The following is a 16,990-nucleotide window of genomic DNA, read 5'->3' as shown; positions in this document are numbered from 1 at the left end:
CCTATTGCTTGCATGGCCTTAACCACTTAGACATAAGTACAAACCAGTCGAGCCGCGCGCAGGGTTGCCTGACTGTAGTGCCCGCTCGGTTTTGGTTTCGCCCAGCTTGCCTCCTGCGCAAGTGCAAGCGGGCTCACCTCTCTGCCTCTTGGATACGCCTGGCATGTCAAGTCTGCTGTGGGCCACGCCCCCGATGCGCATTGATTCGGCTGTAGACTGCGCTGAGTCGTCAACTACCGTACCGATCAAATCATTCATCAAAAACGCATATTCGATTCGAAAAAAACTTAACCCTACATCACTGCTATGACACCCCCACCATGGAGCCTCAAACCATGTCATTGCAGTGCCCTCGATGTAACTCACCCAAAATCGCTTCCTTTCACCAAGCCATGAAAATTGCAGCGGCCATCGGTACGGTCGGCGGAGCAGCGCGCGGCGTCAGTGCAGCGCTTGCTGGCGGTCAGGCGGGTGCTACCGTCGGCGCAGTCGCCGGCCCGTTCGGCGTCACTCTCGGAGCCGTCTCCGGCGCCATCCTCGGAGGGCTTGTTGGCGGCGCTGGCGGCTGTGCATTAGGCGCTCAACTCGGCGACAAGCTTGACCGCCATGTACTCGCCCACAACCTCTGCCTGATCTGTGGGCATCGCTTCAACCTGCCTGCTTAAACCGTCTTCTACCCCAATCTTTTAATACGCCCGGACAGTGCCACGCGATGCGTGGCGCTTTATGCCGGCTTGCACATAAAGGAATTACAACCATGGCTCATCAAATCGAACAAATGGCTTACATGGGCGCGACTCCATGGCATGGCCTCGGCAATCAGCTGACGCAAAAACAGCCGATTGAAATCTGGCAGTGTGAAGCCGGTATGGACTGGCAGATCCAGGAAAGCCCGGTGCACTTCAAAGCCGACGCTATCGGCCATCTGGGATCAATTCACCCATTCCCGGAACAAAAGGTGCTGTACCGCTCCGACACCAAAGCACCGCTGTCAGTGGTTTCCAACCGATATCAAATTGTCCAGCCGCGCGAGGTGATGGAGTTCTATCGAGACCTGACCGAGGTGTCCGGCTATGAGTTGGAAACCGCGGGCGTGCTCAAGGGCGGTCGTAAGTTCTGGGCGCTAGCGCGAACTGGTCAAAACACCGCATTGAAGGGCAACGATCAGGTTAATGGCTATTTGTTGCTTGCGACTTCTTGCGACGGAACGCTAGCCACTACCGCCACGCCGACCACCGTTCGCGTGGTCTGCAACAACACTTTGACCATCGCTTTAGATGGCACCACACGCGCCATCAAGGTACCTCACAGCACCCGTTTCGACCCACAAGTCGTCAAAAAGCAACTGGGTGTTGCTGTCTCGCAATGGGACGAGTTCATGTATCGCATGCGCGTGCTGGCCGAGCGCAAAGTTCAGTGGCATGAAGCTATGGGGTTCTTCATGAACGTGCTGTGTGAAGTAACGCCGAACAGCAAATTACCTGAAGTCCTCCCCAACGAACGTGCCCTGCGCAAAGTACAAAGCCTGTACGAAGGACGCGGACGTGGCGCAACGCTTGAGTCGGCGCAAGGCACTGCCTGGGGTCTGCTCAACGCCGTGACCGAGTATGTCGACCACGAGCGCAGAGCACGTAGCAACGAGTACCGCATGGACTCCGCTTGGTTCGGCCAGGGGGCGCAAATCAAGCAAAGAGCATTGGAGGCAGCCCTGCAACTCGCGGCCTGAAATGCCCTCTCCCCTTCAACCATAACGCCCGTTCAGCATCCAGCTCAACGGGCGTTTTTATGTCCGCAAGGTATCCCTTATGAAAGCGATTACTAGAAATGAAAATGCTTACAAGATCCGTCCGGCCCTTCGTTTAATCGGCACCAAGGAGCTCCCCCGTGAAGACTGGCTCGCTGTGCGTAAACAAGGCATCGGCAGCTCGGACGCAGGCGCAGCAGTTGGACTGAACCCTTATAAATCGCAGTTGGAGTTGTGGCTTGAAAAGACGGGACGGGATGCCACGTTAGCGAAAATAGACCCTCATGATGAGGAAAGCCCTGCCTACTGGGGCAATGTGCTGGAGCCCATCGTGGCCTGGCACTACAGCAAACGCACCGGTAAGAAGGTGCGACGAATTAACGCCGTGCTACAGCACCCTGATCCAGAACTGCCCTGGATGCTCGCCAATATCGACCGCGAAGTGAACGGTGCCGACGATGTACAAATCCTTGAATGCAAGACTGCCGGCATAAACGGAGCACGCCTCTGGAAAGAAGGCGTGCCCGAGTATGTGCAATTGCAGGTCATGCACCAGCTGGCCGTCACCGGCAAGCAGGCGGCTGATGTTGCAGTTCTACTGGGTGGCCAGCATTTAGAAATCTACCGCATCGAACGGGACGAGCAGATGATTGCTCGCCTGATCGAACTGGAACGCAAATTCTGGCATTACGTACAAACCGACACCCCACCTCCCGTCGATGGTAGCGCCTCATCTGAAGAGGCACTGCGTTGCCTCTACCCTCAGGACAACGGCCGAACCGTGGACTTCAGCGCCAATGCTGGATTGGCCGCGACCTACTTGGAGCTCAAAGCTGTTCGGCAGTCCATTACGGCAAAAGAAAGCCGCGAATCTCAACTGAAACAGATCCTGCTGCAAGCCATGGGCGAAGCCACACGTGCGCAGTTCAGCAGTGGCTTTATCAGTTGGAAACGCTCCAAAGACAGCACCGTGCTCGATGTCGAGCGCCTGCTGAAGGAGAAGCCCTATTTGCAAGTCCGCTTCAGCAGGCGCAAGGAAGGCAGCCGCCGCTTCCTTATCAACTGATCTTTTTTCCTATCTGGCCATCTTTACGAGATTCAGTTTTCGGGTGGCCATTTTCACTTCCAAGGAGAAGCACCATGCTCAAAGGCCTGGTCATTACACCGCCCGTGCTCGGACGTATTTCCATTGGCAAAATCGTCGAGAAAAACGGTAAGCGCCTACCGGAGAAAGACGATCAATTTACCATCACCTCACAGGTGCAAAGCAGGGATGGCTGGTTACTACACCCACTTAACGAAGAACTGCGCCAGGGTAAGGAGGACAAACTGCGTAGCATTCCAGTACGTCTATTGTTCAACGAACCGGAGCTAAACTTCCGGGCAGACTACACCCTGTTCGACCGGCAATCCGGACGCCCGCTATGTGTCGGCAACGGCGAAACCTGCAAACGCATGACCCAGGACGGCATGCAGTCGCTGCCCTGCCCTTCGCCGGATGCTTGCCTACTGGCCAAGGGAGGTGCCTGTAGGCCTTACGGCCGACTGAATGTGATCATTGGTGATGAGGATTCGCTGGGTAGCTTTGTGTTCCGCACCACCGGTTTCAATAGCATTCGCACCCTCGCCGCTCGTCTACATTACTTCCAAGCAATCTCAGGCGGTCGACTGGCCTGCATACCGCTGGAGCTGCGTCTACGCGGCAAGTCCACTCGCCAGAGCCACGGTACTCCGATTTTCTACGTCGACCTCACGGTACGTAGTGGCATGGACATGACCGAAGCACTACAGAAGGCGAGCGAACTTGATACACAGCGCATAGCAGTTGGTTTCGACCAGACGGCTCTGGATGACGCCGCTCGCCGGGGTTTCGGCAATGGCGCCTTCGAAGACAGCGAGGAGGACAGTCACGTCGTAATCGAGGAGTTCTTTGGAGACACGGAGGCCGCTAGCACCAAAAGCCAAGGTGAGTCGCTACCAACGACCAACTCCCTTGCGGACAAGTTGGAATCTCTCGCTTCGCAGGCCAACTAAGTCAAACCTGCCTGTGCTGAGGACATCGGCGAGGCAAAAGCTCTGGGCCCCTCATGATTGAGCCAATCAGCCGCGATCAAGTCTAGTGATAAGACGCTCCACCATATCCAGGACAAAGTCGCGGTCATGCGCCCCAAGTCTGGAGAGTAAACCATAAAGCCTGCGCGCCTGGTCCTCTGGGCGAGAACTCCCTTCGGTCAGCAAGTCAGCGGTTTCACAACCAAAAACTGCCGCCAACTCAACCAAGCGCTCGATGTTAGGCATGACAATTCCGCGCTCGATACGGGATACAGCCTCGCTTCCAATTCCAAGCTTTTCCGCAACCTGCTCCTGGTTCAGTTTGCAACGAACGCGCTGGCGGGCAATCGCCTGCCCAACGAGTTCTGCCAGCTGCTTCGATTTGGTTTTTGACATGCCACCCTCCGGTCCAACCTGGATGGTTGACCATCAACCCGTTGACATGAAGGACCTTACAGGCCGAAACTCACCTCTAAAGGTTGATATCCAACCCATCTTTTTGACTACCACCTCTTGCAAGGAGCTCAGAAAAACCATGAATGTCATAAAAGGCCTGAACGAATCGCAGATTGAAGACCTCGTGAGAAGCAAAACGTCCTTCGAGATCCATGGCCTCAGAGGTAACTTCATGCCAGGTATCAAACTTGTCGAAACCAAGATTGAAAGCCAGGGACTGAAGTGTCGAATCAAAAGCGACGTGAAAAGCGCTATCGCTCAAGGCGGTATATTGGGCGCTGTAATTGGAGCTGCATCTCTGCCTGTTGGGGTCGTATTAGCCGCTGCGGCTACCGTCGCCAGTACTGGCCATACTCTAGCCACCTACAACCCCGACTACGAAATCATAAAAGACTACGTTAATAAAAAACTGAAAGTCATCTACAAAAAATAGCAATCAACACCGTCAGCCCGCGCTCGCACTCACGCTCACGCTCAAAAAGCCTATGAATACCGACCGCAACCAATAAGAATTAAAATATTGGACATTCCAAATGGTAAATATCAGCCTACCAAAAATAATACTAAGCACTAGTTTTATAAGCGCAACATTTTTTGCTTACGAAGCTTTTACAAGAAACACCGTAGAAAATTTAGACTCACATAAAAAACTAATCGACTCTGGACTTTCTGAACACTGGAAAAGTGGGAACGTTATTTTGTTAATAAGGCACGAAGAGCGCTGTGATCGTTCAAACAACCCCTGCTTAGGCCCAGACGAAGGAATCACAGCTCTTGGAAGCGAGAGAGCAAAAGAAACAGGCATTCGTTTAAAAGCACACTTTGATTTTGACGATGCTGATATTTTCACCAGCCCAATGACTAGAACAGTTCAAACATCCGACTTCATGCTAGGCAAAGCGAGCCTGCTATCCGATAGAGAGGCCATTTGCGGAAACGACATCGTGGATAAGCTACTCGAACACAAGAACTCCGGCAGAAATCTTATAGTGATAACCCACAACACCTGCATGAAAAATTTAATAAGATCCAGCGGACACAGACATTCATGGAGCCCCGAATACGGGAGCCTCCTATTTGCAAAAACTACAAGCAAAAATGAAATACAGATTGTCGGCACGTTAAATGCTGACGACATCCCTAAACACCCATCGCCGATTTAACACCAAAAGCCATTCACAAAGAACTTACAAAAGAATCCAACCGTTTCCCTCCTCCCACCCTGAGTTTAAGACAGTGAATATAAAATCAGTTGCACTCAAAGCAGCAGGCTGCTTGGCGCTTGCACTTTCATTGAACGCACAAGCCGAAGTTGACTACGGGTACATGTATCCACCCATGTTGCCGAATGAACAAACCATGAACGATTTACCGTATGCCATTCCGTGCGCAGAGGCCAAAAACCAGTATGGGGCAAAATTCTACCGCTGCACCTGGTATAGCATTCCAAGAAATATTACTCAGTGGAATGCACAGCAGCAGCGCAACGTCACCTTCAGCAACCACATCAGCGGCAAATGCCTGCGAGGTACTTGCCGTGCGTCCAATGGCTCAGGCATCTATGGCATGTACGGCCAAGACCTCAGCTTTAGTCTCTCTATTTACTATTACATCTATGAAAGTGAAGATGGTTATCCGATTGCCTATCGCATGGATGGTGGACCAAATAAAAAGGGGAAAGAGGTTACCTATGCTCAATCCCGAAAAATACTTCAGGGCTTTTTGCTAGATCACGGCATCAGCAAAACGAGCGCAAAAGACGCTATTGCTACCTACTCGTTGGATGCGAATGCAGCGAGGGATTCGTCAGTCGATGACGCGCCACAGGTCGAAAAGACACCAATGACAAAACCCACAAAAGCCATTGAAGTAAAAGAAGCCTGGTGCAACCCGCGTGCAGACGATGAATGCAAAATCAATGGAAAGCACCTTCCAAAGGCGGAGCTCAAGCAATACCTGCCAGCGGTTTACGAACTGGAAGTACTAAATGCAGGCGGGTACTGCGAACATCCGATTTGCTATGACAAAAACGACAAGCCAATAGGAATTCACTAAAAAGAAGGCATGGGATTCGCCCCATGCCTTTATTTTTTCTTCTTAAGAAAATCGTTGCTAAAAAGCGAAGCAAAGATCGAAGCACAAGCTACCAGATAATACTTCAGTAGTTCTCTGATCTTTATTCATCACTCAAAAACGGGCCAGCATAGCTGAGAAACTCTGCATGTGGCACTCGTTGCTCAATCCATCTGTATGGCTTGGATGGGGGCGTTTCACGGTGCTCACTAACGGTCATAATCAATCGACGCTTGGCCCGTGATACGCCAACAAAGAAAGCACAACGCTCTTCGTCTGCCTTTCCCCAGAATGTCTGGTTTTCGACGCCAAGGAGGATGACCGAATCGAACTCCAATCCCTTGCTCTTGTGCATCGTCATGATGCGTACCGCCTGGTCATCCGAAAAACGCTCAAGGGCCTTGGGCAGATCAGGTTCAATTTTGAGCAATTCCTCAATACGCAATCTAGTATCCCGAATAACATCCTTAAGCCTGTCGTAAGACTCATAGTCCGGGGAAAGCGCGCTCAGGGTTTCGATACTAACTTGTTTCAAGAACGCCCGAACGGCCTCCCACCAACCTGAATACGGCACGTCAAGAAGCTCCGCTACATCAGCTTCTTTCCGCTGACGCTTGATCAATCGGTCTACATCCTTGCGAGTGCTGGATTGGATTTCATCATCCGCGAAAGGGATCAACTGATTCATCAACCGAACCCAGGCTTTGGGCTCACGCTGGCCATAAAGACAGGACAAATAGTCCACGATCAAGCGAGCTGCCGGTTCGACCGTGATGTCCTGCATCTGTTGTTCGTTACGAAAAGGAATGCCCCGCACCTCTAACTCAGCCATGAGATGGTCGGCATATAACTCCAACTGTTTGGAAACCAGCACCGCGATTTCGGAGGGGGGGAGCTGGTCAACCCTTATCCAGTTGGCAATCAAATCCGCCAAGCACTCAGCCTCTCTGTGGCTGTCCTCAAATTGCCACGCGAAAACCTCACCTTCATCACCGGCAAGCTGCTCGCCGAGCATAGCTGACGCAGGATCAAGAACACGGATGATCTCGTTCTGCACTCGAAGTAAGCGAGGCAGAGAACGGAAATTTCGGTACATGTTGAGCGGTACTGCAGCAAAATCAGCAGCGAAGGTTTCAAAGATGCCATCAAGGGCTCCGGCCCAGCCCATAATTTTTTGTTTGGTATCACCAACGGCTGTGAGACGTATGCTGGTGCCCTGAAAGGCAAGCTTTATTAGGTCGTACTGCAGATTGGTACAGTCCTGAAACTCATCCAAAAAAACATCGCTATAGGTTTGGCGAATGGCGTTCCGGGCCACTTTAGACGTCTGCAGTATCTTTATAGCCAACGGCACCAAGTCACCGAACACAATTTGATTTCGGGAGGGCTCTACCTTCCTATCGGTGATTTTGTAACCCGCGTCCAGAGCATCTTTCCCCACCAGAACTGGCCGAAACCGATCGATTATCCGTTTAGCAAAGGCATGGAAGGTAAAGCTATCAAAGCGAGAAGCCAGATCAGTGCCACAGCGACGCTGAACCCTCTCTTTCAGGTTCTTGCTGGCATCAACTTTGAACGAGATGGCTAGTATCCGCTTTGGATAACGACAAGTGCCGGTGCGTAAAAGAAAATCTGCTCGCTGTGCAAGCATCTCCGTCTTGCCGGCACCAGGTCCTGCAGTCAGGGCAAGACACTGCTTCTGTTCCTTGGCTGCGAGGAGGGCATTCGGTTCAAGCGTCAGCCCATCAGCAGGCTGCCAGGCTTCGACTGCAATCATTCCGGCAGGTCCGCTAGCTGGGCGATGACAGCATCTGTCAGCCGACTCAGGGATGCAGGCATTTTTTCAAGCAACTCCTGGTCACTTAATTGAGCAAGTGCACTGATATGCGCCGCGGGCTTACTGCCAAGCTTGAAGCACTGATGGTAGGTGCCAAACAGCTTGAGTTCGTCGTCACTGTATTGAGATGAGTCGTGATGGCTTTTCCCGAGAACAGCCTTGATAACACCAGCATCTGGTATCTCCAGTTCAACGCCATAAGCATCTGGGTAAGCGAGAAGCATCGAGAAATCGAGATCCAGTGGATTGGAGAAATAGATGCCTCGCGCCTCAAAAGCCGCTAAATAACCGGGATGTTCACGCACCTTATGCTCATCGGAGTTCCACTTGGGAATTCCATGATCTTTCGGAAGGACCTTATCCGCTCGAAACACCCGCAACTGATCGTTTACGTATTTGAACCGACCCCACCCTGCCTGATGGCGGGCCACATCGAAATCCAGCAACGTTAGATATGGAATCTGCAGAGCCTCCAGCAGACGCCAAAAATGGTTGACGTGCCGGCCCCCCAGCGGTGCTATCACGACAGCTGACTCATCAATCGGCGCGCCTTTGGCCCGCAATAGACGTGGCAATACGATCTCCTCGCTGTCCCCTTCGCCAAGGACAACCAATCGAGAGAAGTAAACTTCAGGGAATACCTGCACTGCCTCGCGCACGAATTTGTGTGCATCGTCTGTTTTTTCAGGCAACTGAATGCAGGTTACGCGCGATTGTCGCGCCTCAGTCAGCCGCAAGTAGCGGATGTGCTCAGGTTCGACGCGCCGAAGCATGGAAGGTGCATGCGTAGCGATGAGGGCTTGAGCATCGCCTTGGCTTGTCATGGCATTCAAAGCACTGACAATCCGTCCCAAATAGTGCGGGGAAAGACTGTTCTCAGGCTCTTCAACGGCAACCAGTGTAAAAACCGGGGGGCGCAGCTTGTCAGGATCGAAGGACTTGTCTTTCTCTGCTAAAACGGCGCGACCTATAGCCTGCGACGACAGCACAAGAGACAGATAGAGCATCGACTTCTGGCCATCACTCAGCCGAGAAAAATCGACCAAGCTTTCATCATGCCCTGGCGTGAACGAGACGGACATATGCCGCAACAAGGCCTCAATCTCAGAGGCTACAAAGGTAACTTTGGGTTCGGCAAAGAAACTGCCTTTGTGCAGCGATGCCCATGTCGCTTTCAACTGCTCGCTGAACACATTGACTGATGGGTTGGATGCCAAGCTATCGCTTATGCCGTCTGTGAGCCCCTTAATGACGTCTCGCTCTTTGTCCCATTGCACGGCTCGGAGTATCCGCCCAAGCAATGCGTTGGCTCCATAAGCGATGTGATCGGCAGGGTCACGTCGTGCGGGCAAGTAGTGGACATGTATATGGCTGCGTTCGGCTCGCGGCACTTGCGCAGTGGTGAGCGGAGAACCATCTAGATTGACGTCCAGTACATAAACAAAGGTTTCTTCGATGTCGCCATCGAGCCCCATCGCTGCACTAAGGCGGAAACGCACTCGCGGAATACCATCCGGTTCGTCTAGGCGCATGTGACCAAAATGAGGAGCAACCGTGTTGTTGTCTTCATCCCGCGTCAGTTCAGGGAAAAGGAAATCTGCTTCAATCCAAAGCTGCCGCTCTTCCGGAATAACCTCTTCATCAAATGGGATGTGGAAGTCAGAACGCTGGATACGACGCTGAGACGGATCAAAAGCGAACAGGCGGCATAGTGCTTGGAGCGCAGCTGTCTTGCCAGAACCATTAGGACCGATCAAGTAGGTAATGGCTTCGAGGCCGACCTCAGTAGTTCCAGGGCCGTAAGATTGAAAACTCGATAGGCGCAGCGTCTGTAGCTTCATACTGTTTATCTTCCTTGTTGTTACTTACAGCTCGCGCTACTCAGCACACGCCGCCGACCATGCCAATGAAAATCAGAAGGTTGGCAGTAAGGTTGCAAATACGCTTCTGTGGTTTTCAGTCACGGCAGATTACCTTACACCACCGTGACCTGGCCGTTCATCAGCATGGGCAGCAGCCAGTCTCGGAGCTGAGCCAGTTGCTGGTTTTCTTTAGTGTTGTTGGCGATTTTCTCGAACACAGGCTCAACAACTGCTGCAAATCTCTCGATGACATCTTCCGTTGGAATTGCCAGCTTGGTTAGTTCAATATCATTCGAGACAATGGAGTTGAAGACGGAGCCAGAGGACTTAACCTGCAGGTGATGGATCAACTCTTTAGCGAGAAAGAACAGAAATGTTTGACTGATTCCTGGCTTGGCGCGAAGAGCGTAGCAAGATTGATTCATCGCCATATCGACACCGGCCAGCACTAATCTGCCCACGGAACCACGAGCGGTAATGAAAACAGTATGCTTGCCGAAGAGCTTGGTACTACTGCCTTTAAGGCCTTCTTCAGTGATGAAGTCCGCCGTAGAAAATTTGAAGATAGTCCCATCGGCATCGGTTGGGGTAAAGAAAGGAATATCACCGTTCCAGTACTCAGTATTCTTTTTTGTAGGCGTGCCACCGCCAAACAGATCAGCGACGGCCAGAATGTTTGAGTCTGTCCACCCACCCGGAATCTCCCGCTTCAGAGTAGTGTTGTAGACCATCTTGCCGCTGGAAGATCTGTAGGGTTTGCGGCTGGCATCAGGGAATTCGAACTGCACAAACCAGTAGTCGTACAGCGTCTTGGCCATCGCCTCCAGCTCGGCGTTAATCCGGTTGTTGCAGTCGATCTTGGCGTCGAAGGTAGAGAGGACAGCGGCAATTTTGGATTGCGTTGGCTTGTCAATGTCCGGGAAAGCGATTTCCTTTGCCGAGCCAATATTGAAGTGCTTTTGTATGGCGCCAACTAGCTGGCCCTTTATTTGTGAGTGAGTGACTGAGTTGATGTAATAAGAGACAAAGTGAGGATTGAGCTTCTCACCACACCTTATTATCACCAAATCTGAGCAATTTGCCTCCTCCAAAAAATCAGGGATAACACAGGATGCTCCTGGGCTTCCCGTCCTAACAACAGCCACGTCACCCGGCCTTAAAGTTGACTTTTTGATTTTGTTATGAAATTTACTCGTTACATATTTTAGATTGGAGGGATCGAAGAAAAAGGGTCGAATATTTAATGAGCGAAGAAAGGGAATGCCTTTATCGACATACTCACTTGCCATCGATCCAACGTAACCAACAGTAATCCTTTCAGCTAGATCGCCAAGGAGTTTTGTCTTTTTGGCTAGCATTTACTTGAACTCCAATGATTTTACTTTCGAGAGTATTTGGAGTTCTAGATTCGACGATAAAGAAAACAATTTCTCCAGGTTTTCGCTAAAGCCCTGCATTTTATCACCGAACTGCTCCGGAGTTAGGTCAGAGTATTTGATCCTCACTTCAAAATACTGCCCGGCACTCAGACTGTAATTCTTGGCGGCGAGTTCTTCGTAACTCACCACTTTGGAGAAATCCTCCACTTCTCGTTTATCGTTGAAAGTGGCGATAATGTGGTCTTCCTCGGCTTCGGAAAGAAGGGTCTTCTGGTTCTTACCATCCTTGACCTTGGTTCCGAGATTGGAGGCATCGATCAGCACCACGTCTTCTTTATTGGCGGCATCGATAAATAGGATGGACACATTGGTGCCGGTAGTGGCAAAGATATTGCTGGGCATGGATACAACGCCGGCCAGCATTTTGTTATCCACCAAATGCTTGCGGATAGCCTTGTCTAAACCACTTTGTGTAGTGATGAAGCCAGTGGGCACTACCACAGCCGCTTTGCCGCCGGGTTTCAGCGAATGGATGATGTGCTGCAGGAACAGCTGATAAATGGCCATCTTGTCGACGGCCTGCTTGGGGATGCTCGGCACCCCGGCGAAGAAGCGCTCTTGATGCTCATTGCTATCCAGCGCGTTACGGAAATCGCTGAAGTCCATCTTGAACGGTGGATTGCTGACGATATAGTCGAATTTTTTAAGCGCTTTGCCCTCCCGATGGTAAGGGTGAAGCATAGTGTTTCCCTGGATGATGTTAGGGATGGAATGCACTAGGTTGTTGAGGATTAGGTTTAGGCGTAGCAGGCTGGATGACTTTTGTGAAATGTCCTGCGAATAGATGCTGCAACGCTGCTCGCCGATGGCGTGGGCGATATTCATCAACAGGGTGCCGGAACCCGCGGACGGATCGTAGCAACTCACGTTCCTGATTTTTCCGCGCACCTTCTCCGGCACTAGGATGGCGGCCATAATCTGAGCCACGGAGTGTGGCGTGTAGTACTCGGCGTATTTACCACCACTGTTACTGTTGTAGTCTTTGATCAGGTATTCGAAGAGCGCGGCGTAGAAATCGTACTTCTGGGTAAAGATACGCTCGAAGCTGAACTCCACCAGCTTGTTGATCAGGGCGCGACAAAAATTGTCGCGTTTGGACGGGTCGGAGATGTATTCGCTGACGCGGTCAAACAGCGTGACCTTGGCTCCGCCATCGGTTTTCACCGCGAAGATGTCGTTGTTGGTAATGGCGATGTCGCGCAGGGTGTCGTCAAACAGCTTGGCGAATTCTGGCTCATTCTGCCGGCCAAACAGATGAGCTAGAAAGTGCTCTGGCTTCAGGCGTGGAGTGTCAGGTCCCAACTGCAATTGCAGCATTTCCAATTCATCTGCACTAAGGCCAGCCATGGCCTGCTCCCAAGTGAGGGCTTGGCTTAGCTCAGGACGGATTTTCTTCGCTTCGAAGGTGAATTTGTCATTGAGGAATTTGTAGAGAAAGACCTGGGTGATGATCTTGAATTCGTTGCCGTCGTTGCCCAAACCGTAGTCGGCGCAAGTCGACTTAAGGCTGTCAATCAGCCGGCGAGTGCGTTGCTCAAATTCCTGCGTTACCACGTACGTGTTCCTATTCGGGTGCCTGAGGCAAATTCATTGATATATTCGGCCACCACCAACTGGTTGATGGTGCGGGAAGCGTCTGGGGTAAGCTTAATCTTCTGGTGGTTTTGGAACTCGCCAATCACGAGCGGCATCATCATCCCTTCGAAATAGCTTTCATTACTCACGAGCTGGGTGTTCTGTAACACCTGCTCGTCGGCCTGTTGTTTGACGCCAGAGAGAGCCTCAAACAGGCGGCGTTCGGTTTGCGTGAGGCCACCACGCTCTTGCAGGCGCTTGTGTATGCGGGTGTATTTGGCATCGCCCTGATACTTGGCACGTAGCTGGTTATTCTGCCGGTTGAGCTCTTTGACCTGGTCATGAATCGCGTTGAGCGCGCCGATATTGGCGGTCATTTCGTCTTGGGTGACTTCGTTGAGTTTTTTCTTCTTGAAAAGCCGCTCCAGCTCCTGTCTCAGAGTGATGAACTTGGGGTCTTGCTGATCGAAATTGTCGGCCAGTGCTTCGCGGGTCTGGCGCAGAGTGTTCTTGAGCTTGTCAGCCAGTACCAGCTCTTCTTCCCGGATTTTGGTGAACATGAACAGCACATCTTCCAGCGCCACGTTGAGCAGGTTGCTGGTGTCAGTGCTGGATTCGATGCTCTCTTTCAGGTTGAGCATGTCGAGGTGGTTGCAGGTTTCGCGGTAGAGTTGGTTAAGCTTCTGAAAATCAAGCTGCTGCAGGAGTGCGTAGTCAGCCTGCAGGCGAATCAGGTTATAGAGGCTGCGAGCGTCGCCCAGTGCTTTCTTGAGCGCCAGCACCGTGGCGCGATCCTGAATTTGGGTGATCTGCCGCGAAAACTCTTCGGCGTTTTCGATGTTGAAGCTGAATAGGATGTCCTTTATCGCTTCGATTTCCTCGGCGATTTCTTCAGCGGATTTGAACAGGTTGGAGTAGTGCTCAAACTCATCGCCTAGCTCGGCCTGCAGCTCGTCGAAATAGGCCTTGTTGGTGGCCTCGAACTCCTTGCGGATGTCAGCGAAATCGACCACATAGCCGTAGCGAAAATCCTTGTAAGTGCGATTGACGCGGGTGAGTGCCTGCAGCAGGTTGTGTGAACGGATTACACGGCCAAGGTAGAGCTTTTTTAGGCGCTTGGCATCGAAGCCGGTAAGCAGCATGTTGTAGACAAACAGCAGGTCGATCTTGCCTGCCTTGAAGTCTTCCACCCATTGCTTGCGCTCCTCCTTGCTGCCCACGTCGTGCAGAATCAGTGCGGCGCGTTTAGCGCGGTTCTCCAGCAGGCTGCGGGCGGCATAGCTCCCAGGCTGCGTAGCAGCGATCAATACTTGCGAGGAATCCTGCTGATTGTAGCTGGGCTGGCCTTGCTTGGCATGAACAGCGTTGAAGATCTCGAACATCTGCCGGGCCTGATCGGCACTGTCACAGATCACCATGCCGCCAATGCTGGCATCAGATAGCGCACCGCGGCTCTTTTCGAAATCACGCACGATATATTCGAGCATAGGCTCGACGAACTTCGGGTGGGCGTAGATAAGCTTACGGTCGATATCTCCTTGCTGCAGTTCTACCGCGGCTAGCGCTTCCTGAAGGACCATTCTGTAGTTGGTGGCAATTTCTTCACGGATCAGGCGCAGGGTATAGCCGTCGGCGATGGATGCGTTGTAGTAGTACTTGTGGATGTAGTCACCGAACAAGGCGCGAGAGTTGAAATCATCGCCCAGCAACGGGGTACCCGTAAGACCAATTTTGATGGCGTTGCGGTCCGACTGACTAAGGTTCGCGAGGAAGCTGCCTTGCGGATTGTAGCTTCGGTGCACTTCGTCAAGAAAGTAGACGCGCTGGATATTGACGTCGTAATCCTCGGTACGCACCACGTCCGGGTCATCCTGAAATTTCTGGATGTTAACCACAGTAATTTCTGGCCTGCCACTGTGGTTGTGCAGCACCTGAGTGGCCTTAATATCGCGAGCGAAAGCTTCGCGGCTGTCGACCGTGTGGACGATTAGCCCACGGCCACTGAATTCGCGCTGAGCCTGAATAAGAAGATCAAGCCGGTCGACGATGAAATAGAACTTGGGAATTATGCCCTGACGCTGGAAGTAGTCCGTTAGAAAACGGGTGTTGTAATAGGCCAGCGCGGTTTTCCCGCTGCCTTGGGTGTGCCAAATGATGCCCTTGCGTACACCAGCATTGAGCTTCTTCTCAATCGCCTTGGTGGCGAAAAGCTGCGGGTAACGCATGACGTGCTTTTGCAGGCCATCTACCTCGTTGACATACACGAGCGCAAAACGCAGTAGAAACGCCAGGCGTTGGTGGCTGAACAATGACGTGCAGATGCGGTTGGTCGGAGCATCGGGATCTTTGTTACTTAGAAACTCCGGGCTGTGCTTAATAACGTTGAGATTGTTGTCGCGCAGCACTGTGTTCTCGACGTCATCATCTTGTGCGACTAGCAGCTCGGCCAGATTCAACGCTTCCTCTTCACGGAAGTAGTTAAAGATCGGCATGTCATACGAAGGACTGCCATAGAACGCACCTTCGATGGGCTGCGGCGAACCGTCTTCGTACTCCATGTTGTTGGAGAAAACCATCAGCTGGGTGATGTTGATGAAACGACGGAAGCGCGGATTGCGGCAGCGCGTGATGATGCGGTTACGCTCAGCCAGTACGCCTTCGCGGTTGTGGGGCTTCTTAACCTCAATAAAGGCCAGCGGCATGCCATTGATAAGCAGGGTGATGTCGGGCCGAAACTCGTCGTCGCCGTTTTTGCAGGGCAGCTCGGTCACAACGTGGAAGCTGTTGTTGTCGAAATTATCGAAGTCGATTAGACGGATGCCCGAACGCTCGGTGAGCTTGTCGTAGAACGCCTTGCCGAGGTCTTCGTTATCCAACAGAAGCTTGACCTCGGCCAGCAGACGGTCGATGTCATCGGCATCTACCCCAGGGTTGATCCTAGCCAGCGAAGAACAAAAAAGCTCCGAAAAGATATTGGTTTGCTCATCCCAGGAAGCCCCCTTCAGAGAGAGGTAGCTGTAGCCCAGGCGAACCAGGTGCAAGATGCAGGGGATTTTGACGCGCGAATCTTCACTGAAAACCATCAGATGTGCTCTTCCTTAATGCAATGCGCTAGTTGTGTTGCGCTACGGTGTTAGAGGCATCATCCGCCCCTCCAACACGCACCCATTCATCCACCTCGGAGAGCTGGAACTTCCAGAGCCTGCCAATTCGATGAGCCGGCATGCCCCGCCGTTCACGCCAGCGATATACCGTGTCCTTGGCCACACCCAAGTGAAGGGAGACCTGCTCGGCAGTGACCCAAGGTTCAGTATTCATGGTGGACACGCTCAAGCTGCCATAGTCGGTTAAAGTAGGTCAAAGTCTAACAGTATCGATATGTCGTCGTGCAGGCCTCACTCGCATCTTCATCAGTTCAGTCTGATCTCTATCTCGCAGAACACTTGCATGGGCAACCGATGCACAACGGCGTGATATCGACGATCCACGCCTCGCGGCAGACCGCCTCACCGCTGGGAATTTGCTCAATCCGGTAGAGCCCAGGTCGCAGCACCATCACCTGTGACACGTCCATCTTTGCAGGATCGACTTTCTGCTGCAGATCGTGCTTGGATCGCTGGCGGGATTTGTTTCGCTTGCCGTATTCGGGGTTAGCTTCCCGATAATTACGCCAATATTCCGGATGACGATCCAGCCAAGCACGCTGATTGCGGCTCTGGTTATCCCGATAATCAGAATCGCTTTGCATCTTTTCGCGCTGCCAGCGCTGGCGTCGTACCCGTTAACAGGCTGGTAGCGAACAGTAGGTTTGGTTGGGTACTTGGGGTCGTTTTTTTCAAACGACAGGCCACAGCAAGCGCGGATCTTGTTGGACATCAACGTTCTCCATATGAAAACTCATATGAGGACTACAACCCAAAAATAATGGGTTCCATTTCGACGTATGGCATTG

Annotated in this window: 15 protein-coding genes; 7 read left to right on the top strand and 8 right to left on the bottom strand. The window is 52.1% G+C overall.

Going from position 1 to position 16,990, the window contains the following annotated elements:
• Positions 1–392 precede the first annotated feature (392 nt).
• From Q7C20_RS03145 to Q7C20_RS03130, 4 genes are all read left to right on the top strand, one after another.
• Positions 393–665 (top strand): hypothetical protein, encoded by a 273-nt coding sequence (locus Q7C20_RS03145; RefSeq protein WP_375065308.1) that lies wholly within the window; start codon positions 393–395, stop codon positions 663–665.
• Between the two features lie 92 nt (positions 666–757).
• The gene (locus Q7C20_RS03140) at positions 758–1,726 is read left to right on the top strand and encodes a DUF932 domain-containing protein (protein ID WP_375065306.1); all 969 of its coding nucleotides are present in this window, start codon (positions 758–760) and stop codon (positions 1,724–1,726) included.
• Positions 1,727–1,805: 79 nt separating this feature from the next.
• Positions 1,806–2,810 carry a YqaJ viral recombinase family protein gene (locus Q7C20_RS03135; protein ID WP_375065304.1) on the top strand — a complete coding sequence of 335 codons (1,005 nt, stop codon included), beginning with the start codon at positions 1,806–1,808 and terminating at the stop codon, positions 2,808–2,810.
• Between the two features lie 74 nt (positions 2,811–2,884).
• Positions 2,885–3,778 (top strand): hydrolase or metal-binding protein, encoded by an 894-nt coding sequence (locus tag Q7C20_RS03130; RefSeq protein ID WP_375065302.1) that lies wholly within the window; start codon positions 2,885–2,887, stop codon positions 3,776–3,778.
• Between the two features lie 66 nt (positions 3,779–3,844).
• On the opposite strand, the gene Q7C20_RS03125 is transcribed toward Q7C20_RS03130, so the two are convergent.
• Entirely contained in the window at positions 3,845–4,192 is a 348-nt protein-coding gene (locus tag Q7C20_RS03125) for a helix-turn-helix domain-containing protein (RefSeq protein ID WP_375065300.1), read from the bottom strand.
• A gap of 139 nt (positions 4,193–4,331) precedes the next feature.
• On the opposite strand from Q7C20_RS03125, the gene Q7C20_RS03120 reads away from it, so the two are divergent.
• From Q7C20_RS03120 to Q7C20_RS03110, 3 genes are all read left to right on the top strand, one after another.
• Positions 4,332–4,685, top strand: a complete 354-nt coding sequence (locus Q7C20_RS03120; RefSeq protein WP_078803863.1) for a hypothetical protein — start codon at positions 4,332–4,334, stop codon at positions 4,683–4,685.
• Positions 4,686–4,785: 100 nt separating this feature from the next.
• On the top strand, positions 4,786–5,415 hold the full coding sequence (locus tag Q7C20_RS03115) for a histidine phosphatase family protein (protein WP_375065298.1): 630 nt from the start codon (positions 4,786–4,788) through the stop codon (positions 5,413–5,415).
• Positions 5,378–6,307: a hypothetical protein gene (locus Q7C20_RS03110; RefSeq protein ID WP_375065296.1), complete on the top strand. Its 930-nt coding sequence runs from the start codon at positions 5,378–5,380 to the stop codon at positions 6,305–6,307. The genes Q7C20_RS03115 and Q7C20_RS03110 overlap by 38 nt, the downstream gene beginning before the upstream one ends.
• A 121-nt stretch (positions 6,308–6,428) precedes the next feature.
• On the opposite strand, the gene Q7C20_RS03105 is transcribed toward Q7C20_RS03110, so the two are convergent.
• The 7 genes from Q7C20_RS03105 to Q7C20_RS03075 form a co-directional block, all read right to left on the bottom strand.
• Positions 6,429–8,102, bottom strand: coding sequence for a UvrD-helicase domain-containing protein (locus tag Q7C20_RS03105; RefSeq protein ID WP_375065294.1), 1,674 nt, complete (start codon positions 8,100–8,102; stop codon positions 6,429–6,431).
• Entirely contained in the window at positions 8,099–10,003 is a 1,905-nt protein-coding gene (locus tag Q7C20_RS03100; RefSeq protein WP_375065292.1) for an ATP-dependent endonuclease, read from the bottom strand. Before Q7C20_RS03100 ends, Q7C20_RS03105 begins: the two co-directional genes overlap by 4 nt.
• A gap of 134 nt (positions 10,004–10,137) precedes the next feature.
• Positions 10,138–11,382 carry a restriction endonuclease subunit S gene (locus tag Q7C20_RS03095; protein ID WP_375065290.1) on the bottom strand — a complete coding sequence of 415 codons (1,245 nt, stop codon included), beginning with the start codon at positions 11,380–11,382 and terminating at the stop codon, positions 10,138–10,140.
• Entirely contained in the window at positions 11,383–13,017 is a 1,635-nt protein-coding gene (locus Q7C20_RS03090) for a class I SAM-dependent DNA methyltransferase (RefSeq protein ID WP_375065288.1), read from the bottom strand.
• Positions 13,011–16,121 carry a type I restriction endonuclease subunit R gene (locus Q7C20_RS03085; RefSeq protein WP_375065286.1) on the bottom strand — a complete coding sequence of 1,037 codons (3,111 nt, stop codon included), beginning with the start codon at positions 16,119–16,121 and terminating at the stop codon, positions 13,011–13,013. The genes Q7C20_RS03090 and Q7C20_RS03085 overlap by 7 nt, the downstream gene beginning before the upstream one ends.
• A 28-nt stretch (positions 16,122–16,149) precedes the next feature.
• Positions 16,150–16,356, bottom strand: a complete 207-nt coding sequence (locus Q7C20_RS03080) for a helix-turn-helix domain-containing protein (RefSeq protein ID WP_375065283.1) — start codon at positions 16,354–16,356, stop codon at positions 16,150–16,152.
• Between the two features lie 109 nt (positions 16,357–16,465).
• Entirely contained in the window at positions 16,466–16,786 is a 321-nt protein-coding gene (locus tag Q7C20_RS03075) for a hypothetical protein (RefSeq protein ID WP_375065281.1), read from the bottom strand.
• Positions 16,787–16,990 lie beyond the last annotated feature (204 nt).

It is taken from the genome of Pseudomonas sp. AMR01 (assembly GCF_041946035.1).
Taxonomy (GTDB): Bacteria; Pseudomonadota; Gammaproteobacteria; order Pseudomonadales; family Pseudomonadaceae; genus Aquipseudomonas; species Aquipseudomonas antarctica_B.
Note: the sequence above shows the minus strand (reverse complement) of the source record. Positions and strands in the feature narration are given on the sequence as shown.

Coding starts and splice junctions, on each gene's coding strand:
- Q7C20_RS03120 (WP_078803863.1), top strand. CDS start 4,332: ATGAATGTCATAAAAGGCCTGAACGAATCGCAGATTGAAGACCTCGTG.
- Q7C20_RS03085 (WP_375065286.1), bottom strand. CDS start 16,121: ATGGTTTTCAGTGAAGATTCGCGCGTCAAAATCCCCTGCATCTTGCAC.
- Q7C20_RS03115 (WP_375065298.1), top strand. CDS start 4,786: ATGGTAAATATCAGCCTACCAAAAATAATACTAAGCACTAGTTTTATA.
- Q7C20_RS03140 (WP_375065306.1), top strand. CDS start 758: ATGGCTCATCAAATCGAACAAATGGCTTACATGGGCGCGACTCCATGG.
- Q7C20_RS03145 (WP_375065308.1), top strand. CDS start 393: ATGAAAATTGCAGCGGCCATCGGTACGGTCGGCGGAGCAGCGCGCGGC.
- Q7C20_RS03135 (WP_375065304.1), top strand. CDS start 1,806: ATGAAAGCGATTACTAGAAATGAAAATGCTTACAAGATCCGTCCGGCC.
- Q7C20_RS03075 (WP_375065281.1), bottom strand. CDS start 16,786: ATGCAAAGCGATTCTGATTATCGGGATAACCAGAGCCGCAATCAGCGT.
- Q7C20_RS03095 (WP_375065290.1), bottom strand. CDS start 11,382: ATGCTAGCCAAAAAGACAAAACTCCTTGGCGATCTAGCTGAAAGGATT.
- Q7C20_RS03110 (WP_375065296.1), top strand. CDS start 5,378: ATGCTGACGACATCCCTAAACACCCATCGCCGATTTAACACCAAAAGC.
- Q7C20_RS03100 (WP_375065292.1), bottom strand. CDS start 10,003: ATGAAGCTACAGACGCTGCGCCTATCGAGTTTTCAATCTTACGGCCCT.
- Q7C20_RS03125 (WP_375065300.1), bottom strand. CDS start 4,192: ATGTCAAAAACCAAATCGAAGCAGCTGGCAGAACTCGTTGGGCAGGCG.
- Q7C20_RS03105 (WP_375065294.1), bottom strand. CDS start 8,102: ATGATTGCAGTCGAAGCCTGGCAGCCTGCTGATGGGCTGACGCTTGAA.
- Q7C20_RS03130 (WP_375065302.1), top strand. CDS start 2,885: ATGCTCAAAGGCCTGGTCATTACACCGCCCGTGCTCGGACGTATTTCC.
- Q7C20_RS03080 (WP_375065283.1), bottom strand. CDS start 16,356: ATGAATACTGAACCTTGGGTCACTGCCGAGCAGGTCTCCCTTCACTTG.